Source organism: Pseudomonas sp. GL_117 (assembly GCF_057835125.1).
Map to the genome: position 1 here is coordinate 421,724 of NZ_CM174418.1, position 18,555 is coordinate 440,278.

Below are 18,555 nucleotides of genomic sequence, written 5' to 3' on the forward strand. Positions count from 1 at the left end.
GGTCCATTTTTGACTTAGGTAGAGACTTGTCCGATCGCCAATGGGGAATCATTTTGACCCAGGGGAGTCGGAACAATGCTCGCCAACCTGGCATATAGATAGCTGGCCGTTGGTTTTTTGATCTGTTTTCGGCGAGGGTTGCTCGTGATTGTTAGTCCCTGTAATGCACCAAAATTGTCTGCCAAACGGTTACGAAACGCACTGGTGACGGGCTCTGCCCTGTTTTGCCTGTTCGGCGCGGGTCAACTGTGGGCATTCAGTCTGGATGATGTGTCGGCCAAGGCTAAAGAGCTGGCCGGGCAGAAATACGAAGCGCCGCGCAGCAATCTGCCGAACGAATTCCGCGAAATGAAATTCGCTGATTACCAGAAGATTCGTTTCCGCAACGAAAAAGCTGAGTGGGCCGACCAGAACACGCCGTTCAAGCTGTCCTTCTATCACCAGGGTATGCACTTTGATACACCGGTGAAAATCAACGAAGTCACGGCCGACAGCGTCAACGAAATCAAATACGACCCAACGCGTTTCGATTTCGGCGACATGAAGCTTGATCCAAAAGCCACCGAACAGCTGGGTTATGCCGGTTTCCGTGTGCTGTACCCGATCAACAAGGCCGACAAGCAAGACGAAATCATGACCATGCTGGGCGCGAGCTACTTCCGCGTCGTCGGCAAGGGCCAGGCCTATGGCTTGTCCGCCCGTGGCATGGCGATCGACACTGCGTTGCCGTCCGGTGAAGAATTCCCGCGGTTCACCGAGTTCTGGATCGAACGTCCGAAACCGGGTGAAAAACAGCTGGTGATCTTTGCCCTGCTGGATTCCCCGCGTGCCACCGGCGCGTATCGCCTGACCCTGCGTCCGGGCACCGACACCATTGTCGACGTGAAATCCCAGATGTACCTGCGCGACAAGGTCAGCAAGCTGGGCGTTGCCCCGTTGACCAGCATGTTCCTGTTCGGCGCGAACCAGCCGTCCAAAGTGCTCAACTACCGTCGTGAGCTGCATGATTCCAGCGGTCTGTCGATCCATGCCGGCAACGGCGAGTGGATCTGGCGCCCACTGAACAACCCGAAACACCTGTCGGTCAGCAACTTCAGCGTCGAGAACCCGAAAGGTTTCGGCCTGCTGCAACGTGGTCGCGATTTCAGCCACTACGAAGACCTCGACGACAACTACGACAAGCGCCCAAGTGCCTGGATCGAGCCTGAAGGCGATTGGGGCAAGGGCACCGTCAACCTGGTTGAGATTCCGACCGCCGACGAAACCAACGACAACATCGTTGCGTTCTGGAGCCCGGAAAAACTGCCGGAAGTCGGCCAGCCGCTGGATGTCGCCTACCGTCTGCACTGGACCATGGACGAAAAATCCCTGCACCCGGCCGACAGCGCCTGGGTCAAGCAGACCCTGCGTTCCACTGGCGACGTGAAACAGTCCAACCTGATCCGTCAGCCGGATGGCAGCGTGGCTTATCTGGTGGACTTCGAAGGCCCGTCCCTCAAGGCCCTGCCTGCGGATGCCGCGGTGCGCAGCCAGGTCAGTGTTGGCGACAACGCCGAAGTGGTCGAAAACAGCGTGCGCTACAACGAGCACACCAAAGGCTGGCGCTTGACCCTGCGCCTGAAGATCAAGGACGCCGGCAAGCCAACCGAGATGCGTGCGGCCCTGGTGCAGGACATCGTCAAGCCTGAGCCGGAGAAGGATTCGAGCCACGTGCTCAAAGCCGACAAGGTGCTGGCCAAGCAACACGAGAAACAAGCCAAGAAAGACGCGAAAGACAAGGAAGCCAAGCAGCCAGAAGCTGCCCCAGCCACACCGGAACCGGCCAAGACTGAACAAGTCCTGACCGAGACCTGGAGCTATCAGTTGCCTGCCGATGAGTAATTCCCAAGCCACGCCAGAGACTCTGCAAGAGTACCTGGCGCATCTCCCGATGACCGCTGAGCAGCGCGCCGAACTGGCGGGCTGCAAGTCCTTCAGCGAACTGCACGAACGCTTGTCGTCGTCGACCTTTGACGCGCCAACCGACGCCGCCCAAGCGTCGGTCGGCCGCCGGTTGACCCTCAACAGTGCCGAAGAACTGCAAGACGCCGAAATGCTCGCGGTCGACGCCGAAGGGCGCGTGTGCCTGAAAGCCACGCCGCCGATCCGTCGGACCAAAGTGGTGCCGGAGCCTTGGCGCACCAACATCCTGGTGCGCGGTTGGCGCCGGCTGACAGGTCGCACCAACCCGCCGAAGCCGCCGAAAGACGAACGTGTGCTGCCGGCTGCGCGCTGGCGTACCGTGGGTTCGATCCGTCGTTACATCCTGTTGGTGCTGATGCTCGGCCAGACCATCGTCGCCGGCTGGTACATGAAGGGCATCATGCCGTACCAGGGCTGGTCGCTGGTCGACTTCGACGAGATCCGCAACCAGACCCTGCTGCAGACCGCCACCCAGGTACTGCCTTACGCCCTGCAAACCAGCATCCTGATCATGTTCGGGATCTTGTTCTGCTGGGTCTCGGCCGGTTTCTGGACCGCGTTGATGGGCTTCCTGGAACTGCTGACCGGTCACGATAAATACCGCATTTCCGGTAAAAGTGCCGGTGACGAGCCGATCCCGAAAGACGCCCGCACCGCGCTGGTGATGCCGATCTGCAACGAAGACGTGCCCCGGGTATTCGCCGGCCTGCGCGCTACCTTCGAATCGGTGGCCGCCACTGGCGACCTCGACCGTTTCGACTTCTTTGTGCTCAGCGACAGTAACGACGCCGACATCTGCATCGCCGAACAGCAAGCCTGGCTCGACGTGTGCCGTGAAGCCGGTGGTTTCGGCAAGATCTTCTATCGCCGCCGTCGCCGTCGCGTCAAACGCAAGAGCGGCAACCTCGACGACTTCTGCCGTCGCTGGGGCGGTGAATACAAGTACATGGTCGTTCTCGACGCCGACAGCGTGATGAGCGGCGAGTGCCTGACCAGCCTGGTGCGCCTGATGGAAGCCACGCCGGATGCCGGGATTATCCAGACCGCGCCGCGTGCGTCGGGCATGGACACCCTGTATGCGCGCATGCAGCAGTTCGCCACCCGTGTGTACGGCCCGCTGTTCACCGCCGGCCTGCACTTCTGGCAATTGGGTGAATCCCACTACTGGGGTCACAACGCGATCATCCGCATGCAGCCGTTTATCGAGCACTGCGCCCTGGCGCCGTTGCCGGGTAAAGGCGCGTTTGCCGGTGCGATCCTCTCCCACGACTTCGTCGAAGCTGCGCTGATGCGCCGTGCCGGCTGGGGCGTGTGGATTGCCTACGATCTGCCGGGCAGCTACGAAGAACTGCCGCCGAACCTGCTGGACGAACTCAAGCGTGACCGACGCTGGTGCCACGGCAACCTGATGAACTTCCGCCTGTTCCTGGTAAAAGGCATGCACCCGGTGCACCGCGCGGTGTTCCTGACCGGCGTGATGTCGTACCTGTCGGCGCCGTTGTGGTTCTTCTTCCTGGTGCTGTCCACTGCGCTGCTGGCGGTGAACACGCTGATGGAACCGCAGTACTTCATGGCCCCGCGCCAGTTGTACCCGCTGTGGCCGCAATGGCATCCGGACAAGGCGGTGGCGTTGTTCTCGACCACCATCGTGCTGCTGTTCCTGCCGAAACTGCTGAGCATCATCCTGATCTGGGCCAAGGGCGCGAAAGAGTTCGGTGGCAAATTCAAGGTGACCGTGTCGATGCTGCTGGAGATGCTGTTCTCCATGCTGCTGGCGCCGGTGCGGATGATTTTCCACACCCGTTTCGTACTGGCCGCGTTCCTCGGCTGGGCGGCAACCTGGAACTCGCCGCAGCGTGACGATGACTCCACCCCATGGAGCGAAGCGGTCAAGCGCCACGGTCCGCAAACCGTGCTGGGCTTCTTGTGGGCCCTGCTGGTGGTGTGGCTGAACCCGAGCTTCCTGTGGTGGCTGGTGCCGATTGTCGGCTCGCTGATGCTGTCGATCCCGGTGTCGGTCATCTCCAGTCGGGTCAAGCTGGGCCTCAAGTCCCGTGACGAGAGCCTGTTCCTGATTCCTGAGGAATACAATCCGCCGCAGGCGCTGTTGTCGACCGAGAAGTACACCCACGAAAACCGTTGGCATGCGCTGAACGACGGCTTCGTGCGTGCCGTGGTCGATCCGCAGCAGAACGCCTTGGCCTGCGCCCTGGCCACCTCGCGTCACCGCGAAGCGGAGCCGATTGAGTACCTGCGTGCCGAGCGTGTGCGCCATGCGTTGAAAGTCGGCCCTGCCGGCCTCAACAACGGCGAACGTGTGGCGTTGCTCAGCGACCCGGTCGCCCTGGCCCGCCTGCACGAGCAGGTCTGGAGCGAAGGCCACGCCGAATGGCTGGGCGCCTGGCGTGAATCGATCAAGTCCGATCCTCACGCGCCACTGCTGCCGCTGCAACCGCAAGTCTCTCAGGCCCAACCGGCCTGATTCAGACGCCCCCGGAGGCTCACTCCGGGGGCATTTGAAACGCTGGTCCTACAGCGTTTCGCGCTTCTTCCTTTAAGCGCTAACTCCTTGTTATTTCGAAACAAAAGACCCCGGTTCGAGGCGTATTGCCGTGCCTGCGACTGGGTTAGCATCGCCGCGCAAATTTGATTGGCCACGGGGATTTTCATGCTCAAAAGGTATTGTTCGGCACTGCTGATAGGCGCTGTCGCATTGATGGAGGGTGGCCCGCTGTATGCCGGTGCGTTGGACGATGCGGTGCGGCGCGGTGTGCTGAAGGTCGGGACCACGCCCACCTATGTGCCGTTTGAAATGACTGACCGGCAGGGACGCATCGTCGGTTTCGAAATCGACCTGCTTCAGACGATGAGTCGTGCGCTGGGGGTTGAGTTGGAGTTGGTGGCGGTGCCCTACACCGATTTGCTGCCGGGGCTGCTGGCCAACAAGTTCGACCTGATCGGCAGCGGCATGACCGTCACCCAGGAGCGTAATCTCAAGCTGAATTTCAGCGACTCCTTTATCGTCGTCGGCCAGACCGTGCTGCTGCATCCAAGCCTGGCGGGCAAGGTCGGCAGTGTCGAAGAACTGGACGAGGCCGGCTACCGTATCGCCGTCACCGAGGGCACTACCGGGGAATTGGCCGCGCAACGTTTTCTGGGCGCGGCGCAGCTGAGCAGTTTCGCCACGCCCGAAGAAGGCGTGCGGCAGGTGGTGGAAGGCAAGGCCGATGCCTTTATCCACGATGCGCCTTACAACCTGATCGCCAGTGGCCGGCCGGAAAACAGCAGCTTGCTGGCCCTGGAGCAGCCCTTCACCTACGAGCCCTTGGCGTTCGGCCTGAAAAAGGGCGATTACGACAGCCTCAACTGGATCAACCATTTCCTCAATCAGGTGGCCCAGGACGGCACCTATGATCGGCTGCACGACAAGTGGTTCAGGGGCACCGACTGGATGGCGGACATTGAGTGAAAGTCATAACTGCTTACACATCCGCCGGTTGCCGAATCCAGGTGCTGAAGTGTCTGCCCCTGGGGTTCTTCCGGCATTTGTGGGGCATTTCCGACATACGCCGACAACAAATACCCGTGAAACCTTTGTGACGGCAGACGAGTGGGTTAGGATCGCACCCCGAAATGGTGCAGCCCTTTTGCGCGCCGACCTCATAAGAATCGTTCAGGGGACTTGATGATGAAAAAGTATCTTTCGATGCTGCTGCTTGGCGTCACCGCGCTGGTCGCGGCCACTGCGGCCCAGGCCGGCGCGATCGACGATGCGGTCAAGCGCGGCACGCTGAAGGTCGGCATGGACCCGACCTACATGCCGTTCGAAATGACAGACAAGCGCGGTGAAATCATCGGCTTCGAAGTCGACATCCTCAAGGCCCTGGCCAAGTCCATGGGCGTCAAGCTGGAGCTGGTTTCCACCGGCTACGACGGCATCATCCCGGCCTTCCTGACCGGCAAGTTCGACATGATCGGCAGCGGCATGACCCTGACTCAGGAGCGCAACCTGCGCCTGAACTTCAGCGAACCGTTCATCGTGGTCGGCCAGACCCTGCTGATCCGCAAGGATCTGGAAGGCACCATCAAGTCCTACAAAGACCTGAACGACGAGAAGTACCGCCTGACTTCCAAGCTCGGCACCACCGGCGAGATGGTCGCCAAGAAGCTGATCTCCAAAGCCAAGTACCACGGCTACGACAACGAGCAGGAAGGCGTGCTGGACGTGGTCAACGGCAAGGCCGATGCCTTTGTGTATGACGCGCCGTACAACGTGGTCGCCGAGAAGAAAGTCGGCAACGGCAAGCTGGTGTTCCTCGAAGAACCGTTCACCTTCGAACCCCTGGCGTTTGGCCTGAAAAAAGGCGATTACGACAGCATCAACTTCATCAACAACTTCCTGCACCAGATCCGTAACGACGGCACCTACGATCGCATCCATGACAAGTGGTTCAAGAGCTCCGAGTGGCTCAAGGACATGGAATAAAGGTTTAGACCGAGTCGCGCCCTTCGCGAGCAAGCCCGCTCCCACATTTTGACCGCATTTCATGTTGGAACTCGGTCGAGTGTGGGAGCGGGCTTGCTCGCGAAGACGGCCTGACAAGCAACACAAATCGCGGAATTTGAAATGAAACAGAAAAAAGCCCAATGGCCCTGGCACCTGCTGACCGTGGTCGTGCTGGTCGGTCTGGCTGGTGCCTTGTATTACGCCACTTCGCTGATGTCCTACGAATGGCGCTGGAACCGCGTACCGCAGTACTTCGCCTACCAGGCTGAAACGTCCCAGCGCGCGGCGGATATTTCTACCGTGGTTGAGTTGGTGCGCAAAGGCGATGTCGCCGAAGTGACCCTGCGCAACGACGCGGGTGCCCTGCAGACGCTGACCGTGGCTGATAACAGCCTGCAAGTGGCGCGCGGCGATGACGTGGCCGAGGGCGACGTGATCGGTGTGACCCGGCATTGGGCGTTGGGCCCGTTGATGTGGGGCTTGTGGACCACGCTGTGGCTGTCGGTGGTCTCCGGCATCCTGGGGCTGGCGATCGGGCTGGCGACCGGCCTGTGCCGTCTGTCCAACAACCCGACCCTGCGCGACCTGTCGACCATCTATGTCGAGTTGGTGCGCGGTACGCCGCTGCTGGTGCAGATCTTCATCTTCTATTTCTTTATCGGCACGGTGCTCAACCTGTCCCGGGAATTTGCCGGGATTGCCGCGTTGTCGCTGTTCACGGGCGCCTATGTGGCGGAAATCGTCCGCGCCGGCGTGCAGTCAATCACCCGTGGCCAGAACGAAGCTGCGCGCTCCCTGGGCTTGAGCGCCAGCCAGTCGATGCGTCACGTGGTGTTGCCGCAGGCATTCAAGCGCGTGCTGCCACCGCTGGCCGGGCAATTTATCAGCCTGGTGAAAGACACTTCGCTGGTCTCGGTGATCGCGATTACCGAACTGCTCAAGAGCGGTCGCGAGGTGATCACCACCTCGTTCTCGCCGTTTGAAATCCTGTTCTGCGTTGCAGGCCTGTACCTGCTGATCAACCTGCCGCTGTCGAAAATGGCCAGCCGGCTTGAGCGGAGGCTCGCCCAAAGTGATTGAAGTCCGCGATCTGGTAAAAGTCTTCGATACCCGTGGCCATGTGGTGCGCGCGGTCGACCACGTCACCACCCAGGTGGCCAAGGGCGAAGTGCTGGTGGTGATCGGTCCGTCGGGCTCTGGCAAGTCCACTTTCCTGCGCTGCCTCAATGGCCTGGAAGAGTTCGATTCCGGCTCGGTGAGTATCGACGGCCTGCAACTGGCTGATCCGAAAACCGACGTGAACGCCTACCGCCGCGAAGTCGGCATGGTGTTCCAGCACTTCAATCTGTTCCCCCACATGACCGTGCTGGAAAACCTCTGCCTGGCGCAAAAAGTCGTGCGCAAGCGCGGCAAGAAAGAGCGCGAAGCCAAGGCCCTGGCGCTGCTGGAAAAGGTCGGTATTGCGCAGAAGGCCAACGAGTTTCCGTCGCGCCTCTCCGGCGGCCAGCAGCAACGCGTGGCGATTGCCCGTGCGTTGGCGATGGAGCCCAAGGTCATGCTGTTCGACGAACCCACCTCGGCGCTCGACCCGGAAATGGTCGGCGAAGTGCTGGACGTGATGAAGACCCTGGCCTTGGAAGGCATGACCATGGTCTGCGTCACCCACGAAATGGGCTTTGCCCGCGAAGTGGCGGACCGCGTGCTGTTCTTCGATCATGGCAAATTGCTCGAAGACGCCGCCCCGGCCGAATTCTTCGACGCGCCAAAAGACCCACGCGCCCAGGCCTTCCTGCGCCAGGTCCTGTAACTTGTAGTGAGCGGGCTTGCCCCGCGCCGGGCGGCGCAGCCGCCCCAAATCCAGGCGCCTCGGTCTTCCTGAAACACCGCGGTGGACCGTTTGGGGCGGCTGCGCCACCCAGCGCGGGGCAAGCCCGCTCACTACGGGGTCAGAGCTGGAATTTGCCCACCAGCGCCTGCAGATCCATGCTCAACCGCGTCAACTGAACACTCGCCGCCGCCGTCTCTTCGCTGGCGGCGGCGGTGTGTTCGGACACGTCGCGCACCTGCAACACGCTGCGATTGATCTCTTCGACTACCGCACTTTGTTCTTCGGCGGCCGCGGCAATCTGCGGGTTCATTTCCTGAATGATCGCCACCGTGCGCGCAATCGCGGCCAGTGCCTCGCCGGCGTCGCGGGTCAGGTCGACGCTGTCGTCGGTCAGGTTGCGGCTGCTGTCCAGCGTCTCGGCCACGTGCTGGGTGCCGTTGTGCAGGCTGAGGATCAAACCTTCGATCTCTTCGGCAGACGCCTGGGTGCGTTGCGCCAGGCTGCGCACTTCATCGGCCACCACCGCAAAGCCTTCGCCGGCACTGCCTGCGCGTGCGGCCTCGATGGCTGCATTCAAGGCCAGCAGGTTGGTCTGCTGGGACACGGACTTGATCACGTCGAGCACGCTGGCGATCTTCTGGCTTTCTTGCTGCAACGTCAGCATTGCGCGGCCTGAAAGTGCCATTTCTTCGGCCAGCTGGCCGATCTGCTCAACCGCCTGCGCCACCACCTTGTCGCCGGCACTCGCTTGGCGGTCAGCCTCGTTTGCCGCGATTGACGCTTGCTCGGCATGCCGGGCGACTTCCTGGGCGGTGGCGAGCATTTGGTTCATCGCGGTGGCGACCTGATCGGTTTCATCTTTTTGCTTGTTGACCCCGTTGCGGGTCTGCTCGGTGACGGCTGATAACTCGGTGGCCGCGCTGGCGATCTGCCGGGCGCTGTCGCCGATGCCGCTGATCAGGTGGCGCAGGTTGTGGGTCATGTCCCCGATGGCGTGCTGCAGTTGGCCCAGTTCATCGCGGCGTCCCACCGGCATGTCGTGGCTCAGGTCGCCTTCGGCGATACGGTTGGCGCGGGCCAGCACTTCACGCAGTGGCACCGCAATTTGCCGGGCGATCCACCAGGCGGCCAGGGTGCCGAGCAACAGTGCGACGACGGTCACACTGATCAGCAGCAGACGGGTCTTGCCGGCTTCGTTGTCGCGTTTGAGGGTTTGGCCTTGGCTCATCTGGTCGCTTTGTTCCAGTAACTGATCGAGCTGTTGTTCGAAGCGGTTCTGCACGGTTTCGGCGTTGAGTTGGGCTTGCTTGAGGTTGAGTAGCTGCTCGCGGTAATTGGCGATGTCGCTCTTGAGCAGGGTCGAGTCCACCGGCAGAGCCGTGACAGCGGCCAGTGCGGCCTCCAGCGCCTGCAACGCGTCGCTGACTGCCTGGGCATAGGCCTCCAGCGACGCGGCGGCCCATGCGGGGCGCTGGGCGCCTTCATCGGCACGGACCATGGCCTGGCGCAGGTTTTCGATGGCATCCAGGGCTGTCTGATCTTGCTGGTCGGGCAGCTCACTGGCGAGTTGGGCCAGGGTGTCGCTGGCTTGCTGTGCGGTCTTGTCCAGTGGGCTGCGGGCGTTTTCGCGGTGCTCGATCAGGGGCGCTAGCTCGCTGAGTGCCGCCTTGAAGTCGGTGACCAGGCGGGTGGCCTGTTCTAGGCGCTGGCGGTCGGCGGGGTCTCGCATGCGGCTTGAAAGGGCGGCCAGATGGGTTTCGATGGTCTCGATGTGTGTGGTGAGTTTGCCCCGGCTGTTCGGGTCCGTCAGCGTGCGGTAGACGATGCGATCAGCACGCATGGCTTGGCCAGCAACCGCCAATTGTCCCAGGGTCGTCAGGTTGGTGGAGCGGTAGATCATGGCATTCAAGGCTTGCCAGCCGGTGACGGCGATGGCGAAGCTGAGCATCAGCACTTGCCCGAAACCGATGGCAAGCTTGACGCGGACGCTGGCGTTGACCAGCAAACGGGTCAGCCGGGAAAACATGACGCACCTCCAAATCGAATTAAGCGTTTCGCAGTAAAGGAAACGCTAAATCGATTTGGCTCAGTGCCGGGCTGATAACTGCGTAGGAAATTTCACAAGCTGCTAATTAAATGCGGAAGCGTCCTACCAGGGTTTGTAGGTAAATCCCCAGGCGTGCCAGCTCGGCGCTGGATGCGGCCGTTTCTTCACTGGCTGAAGAGGTTTGTTCGGACACGTCCCGCACGTTCAACACACTGCGGTTAATCTCTTCGGCCACGGCGCTTTGCTGTTCGGCGGCGGTGGCGATCTGCGAGTTCATCGCCTGGATGGTCGACACCGTGCGCGTGATGCTCGCCAGTGCGCTGCCGGCGCGGCGCGTCAGCTCGACACTGCTGTCGGTGAGGTCGCGGCTGTTGTCCATGATGGTCGCGACCTGTTGGGTACCGCTTTGCAGGCCGACGATCAGTTCTTCGATCTCTTCGGTGGACTTCTGGGTGCGCAGGGCCAGGCTGCGCACCTCGTCGGCCACCACGGCGAAGCCACGCCCGGCTTCGCCGGCACGTGCGGCTTCAATCGCGGCGTTGAGCGCCAACAGGTTGGTTTGCTGGGCTACGGACTTGATCACGTCGAGCACACTGCCGATCTTGTCGCTTTCGCGTTTCAGATCGCCCATGGCCACCGTCGAGTTGCCGACTTCGCTGGCCAGGCGTTCGATCTGGGCGATGGCTTCGCCGACCACTTTGTCGCCTTCGCGGGCTTGCTGGTCAGCAGCGACGGCGGCTTCGGAAGCTTCCTCGGCGTTGCGTGCCACTTCTTGCACGGTCGCGGCCATCTCGTTCATCGCGGTAGCGACTTGGTCGGTCTCGACTTTTTGGCTGTTGACCCCGGCGCTGGTCTGTTCGGTCACGGCCGACAGTTGCTCGGCGGCGCTGGCGATCTGGGTGACACCGTCGCTGATGCCGCCGATCAGTTCACGCAGGCCGACGGTCATGCTCTGCATGGCGCGTTGCAACTGACCCAGTTCGTCCTGGCGTGCGGAGTCGAGGTTGTGGCTCAAGTCGCCGGAGGCTACGCGCTCGGCGACCTTGAGGGTCTGGTTCAGCGGAATGATGATCTGGCGAGTGATGGCCCACGCGGCAATCAGGCCGAACGCCAGTGCGAGTACGGTGGCCAGTGCCAGCATTTGCTTGGCTTGGGCGGCATCGTTGTCACGCACCACGGTCTGGGACGCGGTGAGTTTTTTGCTGCGATCGAGCAGGATGTCGCCTTGCTCGGCCATGATTTTCATGGCAGCGACGCTGGCAACCTGGGAGTCACGGTACTGGCTGACGGCGGCGCGGTAGGCTTGCAGCGAGACGCTGGCCTGTTGCAGGTTGGTCGAATATTGATCAGGGACCTGGCCGTTCAGGCTGGCGATTTTCTTCAGGGCGTTATCGATGGCGTCCAGCGCAGGCTGCTCGGCTTCGACCTTGCCGCTGTAGGTGTAGCCGCGCACTTGGAAGCGCGCTTGCTGGATCAACTTACTCAGGTCTACCACGCTGTTGAACTGCGTGACGCTGTCGCCTTGCAGCAGGGCTTTCTCGATTTCGCCGACTTTGAGCACCGCGTTGTCGGCGGTATCGCCCAGCTTGCTGCGCGCATTTTCACGGTTCGCCCCGGCCTGGACCATGGCCTCGAATGCGCGGCGATATTGCTCGACGGCGGCCAATTGATCGTCCACCAGGAGGTTGTCGGCCGGCTGATCGATCATGCCGTCGGCGGTTTTCAGGCCGGCTTCCAGTTGCACCAGCAGCGCGTTGACCGCCGCCGGGCCTTGTTCGCCGCGCCGCATTTCGTAGTCCAGGCGCGCCAGGCGCAGATCCTTGGTCAGTTCATTGACGCTGGAGATGAAACCCAGCTTGTCGCCACGGCTGATCACGCCACTCAGGCCGCTCCAGCCGGTGAAGGTAATCATGAGCGTGAGCAGTAACACCAGGCCAAAACCTACACCCAACTTGGATTTGACGCTGACATTCCCCAGCTTTTCGGCTAACCAACGATACATGCTGCGAACTCCCCTGGAACAAGGCTTGGACTTATTCAGGGTGTATCGGCCTGTGTCGGGGATTCTGTAGCGACGCGATCAGATGTCTGGGGTTGGGTCAGAACAGTCGGGCCAGGAGAGCGGTGACGGCGGTTTCGACGCGCAGGATGCGGGCGCCCAGTTGCACCGGCTGCAAACCCGCCTTGGCCAGCAAGTCGACCTCGTAGGGAATCCAGCCGCCTTCCGGGCCGATTGCCAGGGTCACCGGTTCGTCCAGCCCACGCGGACAGGCCGGGTAGTCGCCGGGATGGCCAATCAGGCCAAGGGTGCCAGCGGCCATGGCCGGCAGGCGATCCTCGACGAACGGCTTGAAGCGTTTCTCGATGATGATGTCGGGCAGCACCGTGTCCCGCGCCTGTTCCAGGCCGAGGATCAGTTGCTCGCGAATTGCTTGCGGCTCGAGGAATGGCGTCTGCCAGAAACTTTTTTCCACACGGTAGCTGTTGAGCAGCACCACCTTTGGCACGCCCATGGCCGCCACGGTTTGCAGGACCCGGCGCAGCATTTTCGGACGGGGCAGGGCCAGCAGCAGGGTCAGCGGCAGCTTGGCCGGCGGCGGCTGGTCGAAGCTGACTTGCAGTTCGGCCTCGCTGTTTTCCAGGCGTAGCAGTTGGGCATTGCCCATCAGCCCGCCGATGCGGCCCACGCGCAGGCTGTCGCCGACGGCTGCGCGGTGGACTTCCTGCATGTGCACCAGGCGCCGATCACGCAGTACCACACGGTCGGCCGCGATGAAGTCGGCCTCCTCAAGCAGCAGCAGGTTCACGGCTGGGTTGCTGGCGGTTGGTCGTCGTCGGGCTGGTCATCCGGGTGTTCGCCGCGCTTGCTGATCAAGCCGCTGAACAGGATGCCGATCTCGAACAGCATCCACATCGGCACGGCCAGCAGGGTCTGGGAGAAGATGTCCGGCGGGGTGAGGATCATGCCGACCACAAAGCAGCCGATGATCACATACGGGCGGATCTTCTTCAGGTACGCCACGTTGACCACGCCGATCCACACCAGCAACACCACGGCCACCGGGATTTCGAAGGCCACGCCAAAGGCGAAGAACAGTGTCATCACGAAGTCGAGGTAGCTGGTGATGTCGGTCATCATTTCCACACCGGCCGGCGTGGCGGCGGCGAAGAACTTGAAGATCAACGGGAACACCAGGAAGTAGGCGAACGCCATGCCGGTGTAGAACAGGCAAATGCTCGATACCAGCAACGGCACCGCGATGCGCTTCTCATGCTTGTACAGGCCCGGTGCGATAAAGCCCCAGATCTGGTGCAGGATCACCGGGATCGCCAGGAACAGCGAGACCATCATCGTCAGCTTCAACGGCGTGAGGAACGGCGACGACACGTCGGTGGCGATCATCGTCGCGCCGGCCGGCAAATACTGGCGCAGGGGCGTCGAGACAAAGGTATAGATCTGCTGGGTGAAGGCGAACAGCCCGGCAAAGATGATGAAGATCGCCGCTACGCAACGCAGCAGGCGGGTACGCAGCTCGGTGAGGTGCGAGACCAGCGGCATGTGCTGGTCGTTTTCCGGTTTATCAGCGCTCATGGGGCTCGCGGCGGCAATGTAGGGTCATGGGGCGCGGGCGACGCAACGGGCGTCGGCGCAGGCTCGGTGGGCGCAACAGGTGGGGTCTGGGTGGTCGGTGCGATGCTCTGCTCGGCCACGGGCTCAACCGGTTTGGCGGGCTCCTGGACCGGCGACAGGATCTTGCGCGCCTCTTGCTCCAACGACAGGATATGTTCGTTGTGCAGTTGCCGACGGATCTCGTCGGCACCGATTTCCCGTTCAACTTCCTGTTTGATCGCATTGAAACTGCGTTTCAGGCGGCCGATCCACAGGCCGGCCGTGCGTGCCGCACCGGGCAGGCGTTCCGGCCCCAGTACCAGCAGGGCCACAAGGCCGACGAGCAGCAGTTCAGAGAAGCTGATACCAAACATTAGTCAGTGCTCACGAGTCTTTGCGGGTCGGCTCTTCGACTTTCTCAGCCTGCACGTCGAAGGTACGACGCTCGGTGATCGGCTGGGCGGCCTGCGGGTGCACAGGCTGCGCCGGTGGCACCGGATTGGCAGCCGGGTCGGCAGGCTTTTCGTCGTCGTTCATGGCTTTGCGAAAGCCCTTGATCGATTCGCCGACGTCAGTGCCCAGGTTCTTGAGTTTCTTGGTGCCGAATACCAGTACCACGACCACCAGAATGACGATCCAGTGTTTCCAGTCAAAAATGCCCATGCTGCAGATCCTCAGTAAAAGTTATTCAGGTGGTCGGGCGCGAAGCCTTTTCGGCATGCCCGGACAAGCCGAAACGACGGTCCAGTTCATCCAGCACGGCCTGTGGGTGCTGCCCCAGTTGGGCGAGCATGACCAGGCTGTGGAACCACAGGTCGGCGGTTTCGTAGATCACATCGCTGCAGTCGCCGCTGATTTGCGCGTCCTTGGCGGCGATGATCGTCTCGACGGATTCTTCGCCGAGTTTTTCCAGGATCTTGTTCAGGCCCTTGTGGTACAGGCTGGCGACGTAGGAACTGTCGGCGTCCGCGCCTTTGCGGTCTTCCAGTACCTGGGCCACACGGTTCAGGGTATCGCTCATGTCTAGTGTCCTGCGGAGTAGATGGCGTGCGGGTCTTTGAGCACGGGTTCGACAACCTTCCACTCGCCGTTTTCGAACACGCGGTAGAAGCAGCTGTGCCGGCCGGTGTGGCAGGCGATGTTGCCGATCTGCTCGACCTTGAGGATCACCACGTCGGCATCGCAGTCGATGCGCATCTCGTGCAGGGTCTGCACGTGCCCGGACTCTTCGCCCTTGCGCCACAGTTTGCCACGCGAACGTGACCAGTAAATGGCGCGCTGCTCAGTGGCGGTGAGGCTCAGGGCCTCGCGGTTCATCCAGGCCATCATCAATACGCGCCCGGTCTTGTAGTCCTGGGCAATGGCCGGCACCAGGCCGTCACTGTCCCATTTGATCTCGTCCAGCCAGTCTTTCATGTTCGGCTCCGGCAATTTGCGACAGTGTATAACCGGATTGGCTATCGGCGCACGATCAGATAAACACCCACGGCGACCATGATACCGGCCGGCCAGTGGCCCAATTGATTCAACGGCCCGCCCAGGGCCAGCACAATGCCGCCGGTCAGGTGCGCGGCGCCGAGCAGGCGCAGGAACCAGTCGTCCTTGCGCTTGTGCCACGGCGGCGATGGGTCCTTGGCGTGGGGCTGGGACATGCGCTCCAGCAGGTCGCGGGTCATGTTGGCCAAGTGCGGTAGTTGTTCGAACTGGCTGTGCAGATTGCCGATCAGGGTTTTCGGGCTGACCCGCTCGCGCATCCAGCGCTCGAGGAACGGCTGGGCGGTGTTCCACAGGTCGAGGTCCGGGTACAGCTGGCGGCCCAGGCCTTCGATGTTCAGCAGGGTTTTCTGCAACAGGACCAGCTGCGGTTGCACTTCCATATTGAAGCGTCGGGCGGTCTGGAACAGGCGCATCAGTACCTGGCCAAAGGAAATGTCCTTCAGCGGTTTTTCAAAGATCGGCTCGCATACCGTGCGAATGGCAGCTTCGAATTCGTTGAGTTTGGTTTCCGCCGGCACCCAGCCCGAATCGATGTGCAACTGCGCCACGCGGCGGTAGTCGCGTTTGAAGAAGGCGAACAGGTTGCGCGCCAGGTAGTCCTGGTCCTGTGGGGTCAGGCTGCCGACGATGCCGCAGTCGATCGCGATGTACTGCGGGCTCCACGGGTTGACGGTGCTGACGAAGATGTTGCCGGGGTGCATGTCGGCGTGGAAGAAGCTGTCGCGGAACACCTGGGTGAAGAAGATCTCCACGCCACGCTCGGCGAGCATTTTCATGTCGGTGCGCTGGTCGGCCAGGGTCGCGAGGTCAGTGACTTGCACGCCGTAGATGCGCTCCATCACCAGCACTTTGGGGCGGCACCAGTCCCAATACACCTGCGGCACGTACAGCAGCGGCGAGCCTTCGAAGTTGCGCTTGAGCTGGCTGGCGTTGGCGGCTTCGCGCAGCAGGTCGAGTTCGTCGTAGATGGTTTTTTCGTAGTCGGCAACCACGTCCACCGGGTGCAGCAAGCGCGCATCGGCGCTGAAGCGCTCGGCGGCGCGGGCGAGGATGAACAGCCACGCCAGGTCCTGGCCGATGATCGGCTTGAGACCCGGGCGGATCACTTTCACCACCACTTCTTCGCCGCTCTTCAGTTGCGCAGCGTGCACCTGGGCGACCGAGGCGGAGGCCAGCGGTTCGACGTCGAAACGGCTGAATACTTCACTGATCTTCCGGCCCAGCTGTTCTTCGATCAGCTTCATCGACTGTTGCGAGTCGAACGGCGGCACGCGGTCTTGCAACAGCATCAGCTCGTCGGCGATGTCTTCGGGCAGCAGGTCGCGACGGGTCGAGAGGATCTGCCCGAACTTGATGAAGATCGGCCCCAGGTCCTGCAATGCCAGGCGCAGGCGTGCGCCTCTGCTGAGTTCAAGCTTCTTGCGCGGGAACCAGCGCCACGGCAGCACGTAGCGAACCGCCAGCAGGAACCACGGCAGCGGCAGGGCGAACAGCAGGTCATCGAGTTGGTAGCGGATTACGACGCGCTGGATACGGAACAAACGGCGGACGGCGAGCAGCTTCATGCGTTATCGCTTGGATCAAGGGAACGGCTCAGGCGCTCGAAGCGTGCCTCAAGGCGTTCCAGGTCGATTTTGGCCTTGTCGAGTTCACGAAAGCGCGCTTGCGCTTCCCGTTGTCCGACCAGGGTGCGCGATTCTTCGCTCAGGTATTCGGCGAGGTTCTGGTTGAGGCTGGCGAACCCTTGCTGATACCACCGCGAACGGCTGCGCAGGTGCCCGCTGATCAACTGGGTGGCCACCGGGCCGATCCAGCGTGACAGCTCGTATTCCCAATCCAGCTCCAGGTCTTGCAACACGGCGGCCAGGTCCATCAGCACCGAGCTGTCGCCTTCCAGTTCGACTTCGGTGCTGTGCAGGATCGCGGTCTTGTTGCGGCTCAATGCCAGGTGCAGCAGGCTCGACGCCGGTGCGCGCAGGGTGCAGTCGGCATCACAGGCCCAGGTGCTGGCGAGCAGCAGGCCTTCATCGCTGGGCAGGATAAACAGCTGCACGGCGGGGCTGCGGCAATCGACGGCAATCACCTTGCCGGTCAAGTGCGCGAGCCGCGCCAGGGCGGTGCTGTCCAGGCGCAGCACACGGTTGAGGCCGTGCTCAACGCTGGCGAGAAGGCCCTGGAGCAGCATCAGGGCTTGATGCCGCGGTGCAGGGCGACGATGCCGGACGTCATGTTGTGGTAGGTCACGCGGTCGAAACCGGCTTCTACCATCATCGACTTCAGGGTTTCCTGGTCGGGGTGCATGCGGATCGATTCGGCCAGGTAGCGATAGCTTTCGGCGTCATTGGTGATCAGCTTGCCCATCAACGGCATGAAGGCGAAGGAATAGGTGTCGTAGACCTTGGACATCAGTGCGTTGGTCGGTTTGGAGAACTCCAGCACCAACAGGCGGCCGCCCGGCTTGAGTACGCGCAGCATCGAGCGGATCGCGTCTTCTTTATGGGTCACGTTGCGCAGGCCGAAGGCGATGGTCACGCAGTCGAAATGGTTGTCGGGGAACGGCAGCTTTTCAGCGTCGGCCTGGACGAATTCGATATTGCCGGCCACGCCTTTGTCGAGCAGGCGGTCGCGACCGACCTTGAGCATCGAACCGTTGATGTCCGCCAGTACCACCTGGCCGGTGGGGCCGACGAGCTTGGAGAACTTGGCTGCCAGGTCGCCCGTGCCGCCGGCGATGTCCAGCACGCGATTGCCGGCGCGCACGCCGGACAGCTCGATGGTGAAGCGCTTCCACAGGCGGTGCATGCCGCCGGAGAGCACGTCGTTCATCAGGTCGTACTTGGCCGCAACGGAGTGGAACACCTCAGCGACTTTTTCCGCCTTTTGGCTTTCCGGGACGTTCTTGAAGCCGAAGTGAGTGGTGGGTTCGGCATCGCTGCCTTTGCGCTGATCAGTCATATCGCTGTCACCAAAAGAGAATGCGGCACATGATAATCCCCAAGGCCTGCTTTGTCTTGGCAAGGCTCAATCTGTAGTGAGCGGGTTTGCCCCGCACTGGGTGGCGAAGCCGCCCCCCACAAGGACGCCTGGGAGTTTCAGAAAGACCG

General features: G+C 61.8%; 17 protein-coding genes and 1 pseudogene. 6 read left to right on the top strand and 12 right to left on the bottom strand.

Translation table 11 applies throughout. The annotated features are described in order from the left end of the window. Positions 1-144 precede the first annotated feature (144 nt). From AC3ISR_RS01810 to AC3ISR_RS01835, 6 genes are all read left to right on the top strand, one after another. Positions 145-1,881, top strand: coding sequence for a glucan biosynthesis protein G (locus tag AC3ISR_RS01810; protein ID WP_318652594.1), 1,737 nt, complete (start codon positions 145-147; stop codon positions 1,879-1,881). Further along, the gene (mdoH, locus tag AC3ISR_RS01815; protein ID WP_192298373.1) at positions 1,874-4,444 is read left to right on the top strand and encodes a glucans biosynthesis glucosyltransferase MdoH; all 2,571 of its coding nucleotides are present in this window, start codon (positions 1,874-1,876) and stop codon (positions 4,442-4,444) included. The genes AC3ISR_RS01810 and mdoH overlap by 8 nt, the downstream gene beginning before the upstream one ends. Positions 4,445-4,630: 186 nt before the next feature. Further along, positions 4,631-5,431, top strand: a complete 801-nt coding sequence (locus AC3ISR_RS01820) for a transporter substrate-binding domain-containing protein (protein WP_192298372.1) — start codon at positions 4,631-4,633, stop codon at positions 5,429-5,431. A gap of 219 nt (positions 5,432-5,650) precedes the next feature. Continuing rightward, entirely contained in the window at positions 5,651-6,448 is a 798-nt protein-coding gene (locus tag AC3ISR_RS01825; protein WP_192298371.1) for a transporter substrate-binding domain-containing protein, read from the top strand. 141 nt (positions 6,449-6,589) lie between these two features. Continuing rightward, a complete protein-coding gene (locus AC3ISR_RS01830) occupies positions 6,590-7,549 on the top strand; it encodes an amino acid ABC transporter permease (RefSeq protein ID WP_192298370.1) in 960 nt (319 codons plus the stop codon). Next, on the top strand, positions 7,542-8,276 hold the full coding sequence (locus AC3ISR_RS01835; protein ID WP_017738829.1) for an amino acid ABC transporter ATP-binding protein: 735 nt from the start codon (positions 7,542-7,544) through the stop codon (positions 8,274-8,276). Before AC3ISR_RS01830 ends, AC3ISR_RS01835 begins: the two co-directional genes overlap by 8 nt. A gap of 139 nt (positions 8,277-8,415) precedes the next feature. Here the strand turns inward: AC3ISR_RS01835 and AC3ISR_RS01840 are convergent, their stop codons facing one another. From AC3ISR_RS01840 to ubiE, 12 genes and pseudogenes are all read right to left on the bottom strand, one after another. Continuing rightward, on the bottom strand, positions 8,416-10,323 hold the full coding sequence (locus AC3ISR_RS01840) for a HAMP domain-containing methyl-accepting chemotaxis protein (RefSeq protein WP_192298369.1): 1,908 nt from the start codon (positions 10,321-10,323) through the stop codon (positions 8,416-8,418). A gap of 106 nt (positions 10,324-10,429) precedes the next feature. After that, complete coding sequence (locus tag AC3ISR_RS01845) at positions 10,430-11,302, bottom strand: methyl-accepting chemotaxis protein (RefSeq protein ID WP_370694902.1); 873 nt, start codon at positions 11,300-11,302, stop codon at positions 10,430-10,432. Beyond that, a pseudogene (locus AC3ISR_RS01850) lies at positions 11,288-12,346 on the bottom strand (methyl-accepting chemotaxis protein); the annotation flags it as partial. The gene AC3ISR_RS01845 and the pseudogene AC3ISR_RS01850, both read right to left, overlap by 15 nt. A 97-nt stretch (positions 12,347-12,443) precedes the next feature. Next, positions 12,444-13,151 carry a 16S rRNA (uracil(1498)-N(3))-methyltransferase gene (locus tag AC3ISR_RS01855; RefSeq protein ID WP_192298367.1) on the bottom strand — a complete coding sequence of 236 codons (708 nt, stop codon included), beginning with the start codon at positions 13,149-13,151 and terminating at the stop codon, positions 12,444-12,446. Then, the gene (gene tatC / locus AC3ISR_RS01860; RefSeq protein ID WP_192298366.1) at positions 13,148-13,936 is read right to left on the bottom strand and encodes a twin-arginine translocase subunit TatC; all 789 of its coding nucleotides are present in this window, start codon (positions 13,934-13,936) and stop codon (positions 13,148-13,150) included. The genes AC3ISR_RS01855 and tatC overlap by 4 nt, the downstream gene beginning before the upstream one ends. After that, entirely contained in the window at positions 13,933-14,328 is a 396-nt protein-coding gene (gene tatB, locus AC3ISR_RS01865; protein ID WP_192298365.1) for a Sec-independent protein translocase protein TatB, read from the bottom strand. Before tatB ends, tatC begins: the two co-directional genes overlap by 4 nt. Before the next feature lie 10 nt (positions 14,329-14,338). Further along, the gene (locus tag AC3ISR_RS01870) at positions 14,339-14,617 is read right to left on the bottom strand and encodes a twin-arginine translocase TatA/TatE family subunit (protein ID WP_017738835.1); all 279 of its coding nucleotides are present in this window, start codon (positions 14,615-14,617) and stop codon (positions 14,339-14,341) included. Between the two features lie 25 nt (positions 14,618-14,642). After that, entirely contained in the window at positions 14,643-14,975 is a 333-nt protein-coding gene (locus tag AC3ISR_RS01875) for a phosphoribosyl-ATP diphosphatase (RefSeq protein WP_105695035.1), read from the bottom strand. Positions 14,976-14,977: 2 nt separating this feature from the next. After that, positions 14,978-15,370, bottom strand: a complete 393-nt coding sequence (gene hisI, locus AC3ISR_RS01880; protein ID WP_122810867.1) for a phosphoribosyl-AMP cyclohydrolase — start codon at positions 15,368-15,370, stop codon at positions 14,978-14,980. 41 nt (positions 15,371-15,411) lie between these two features. After that, entirely contained in the window at positions 15,412-17,016 is a 1,605-nt protein-coding gene (ubiB, locus tag AC3ISR_RS01885) for a ubiquinone biosynthesis regulatory protein kinase UbiB (RefSeq protein ID WP_463983843.1), read from the bottom strand. Beyond that, positions 17,013-17,636: a ubiquinone biosynthesis accessory factor UbiJ gene (locus AC3ISR_RS01890; RefSeq protein ID WP_192298363.1), complete on the bottom strand. Its 624-nt coding sequence runs from the start codon at positions 17,634-17,636 to the stop codon at positions 17,013-17,015. Before AC3ISR_RS01890 ends, ubiB begins: the two co-directional genes overlap by 4 nt. Continuing rightward, a complete protein-coding gene (ubiE, locus tag AC3ISR_RS01895) occupies positions 17,636-18,406 on the bottom strand; it encodes a bifunctional demethylmenaquinone methyltransferase/2-methoxy-6-polyprenyl-1,4-benzoquinol methylase UbiE (protein ID WP_060754560.1) in 771 nt (256 codons plus the stop codon). The genes AC3ISR_RS01890 and ubiE overlap by 1 nt, the downstream gene beginning before the upstream one ends. Positions 18,407-18,555 lie beyond the last annotated feature (149 nt).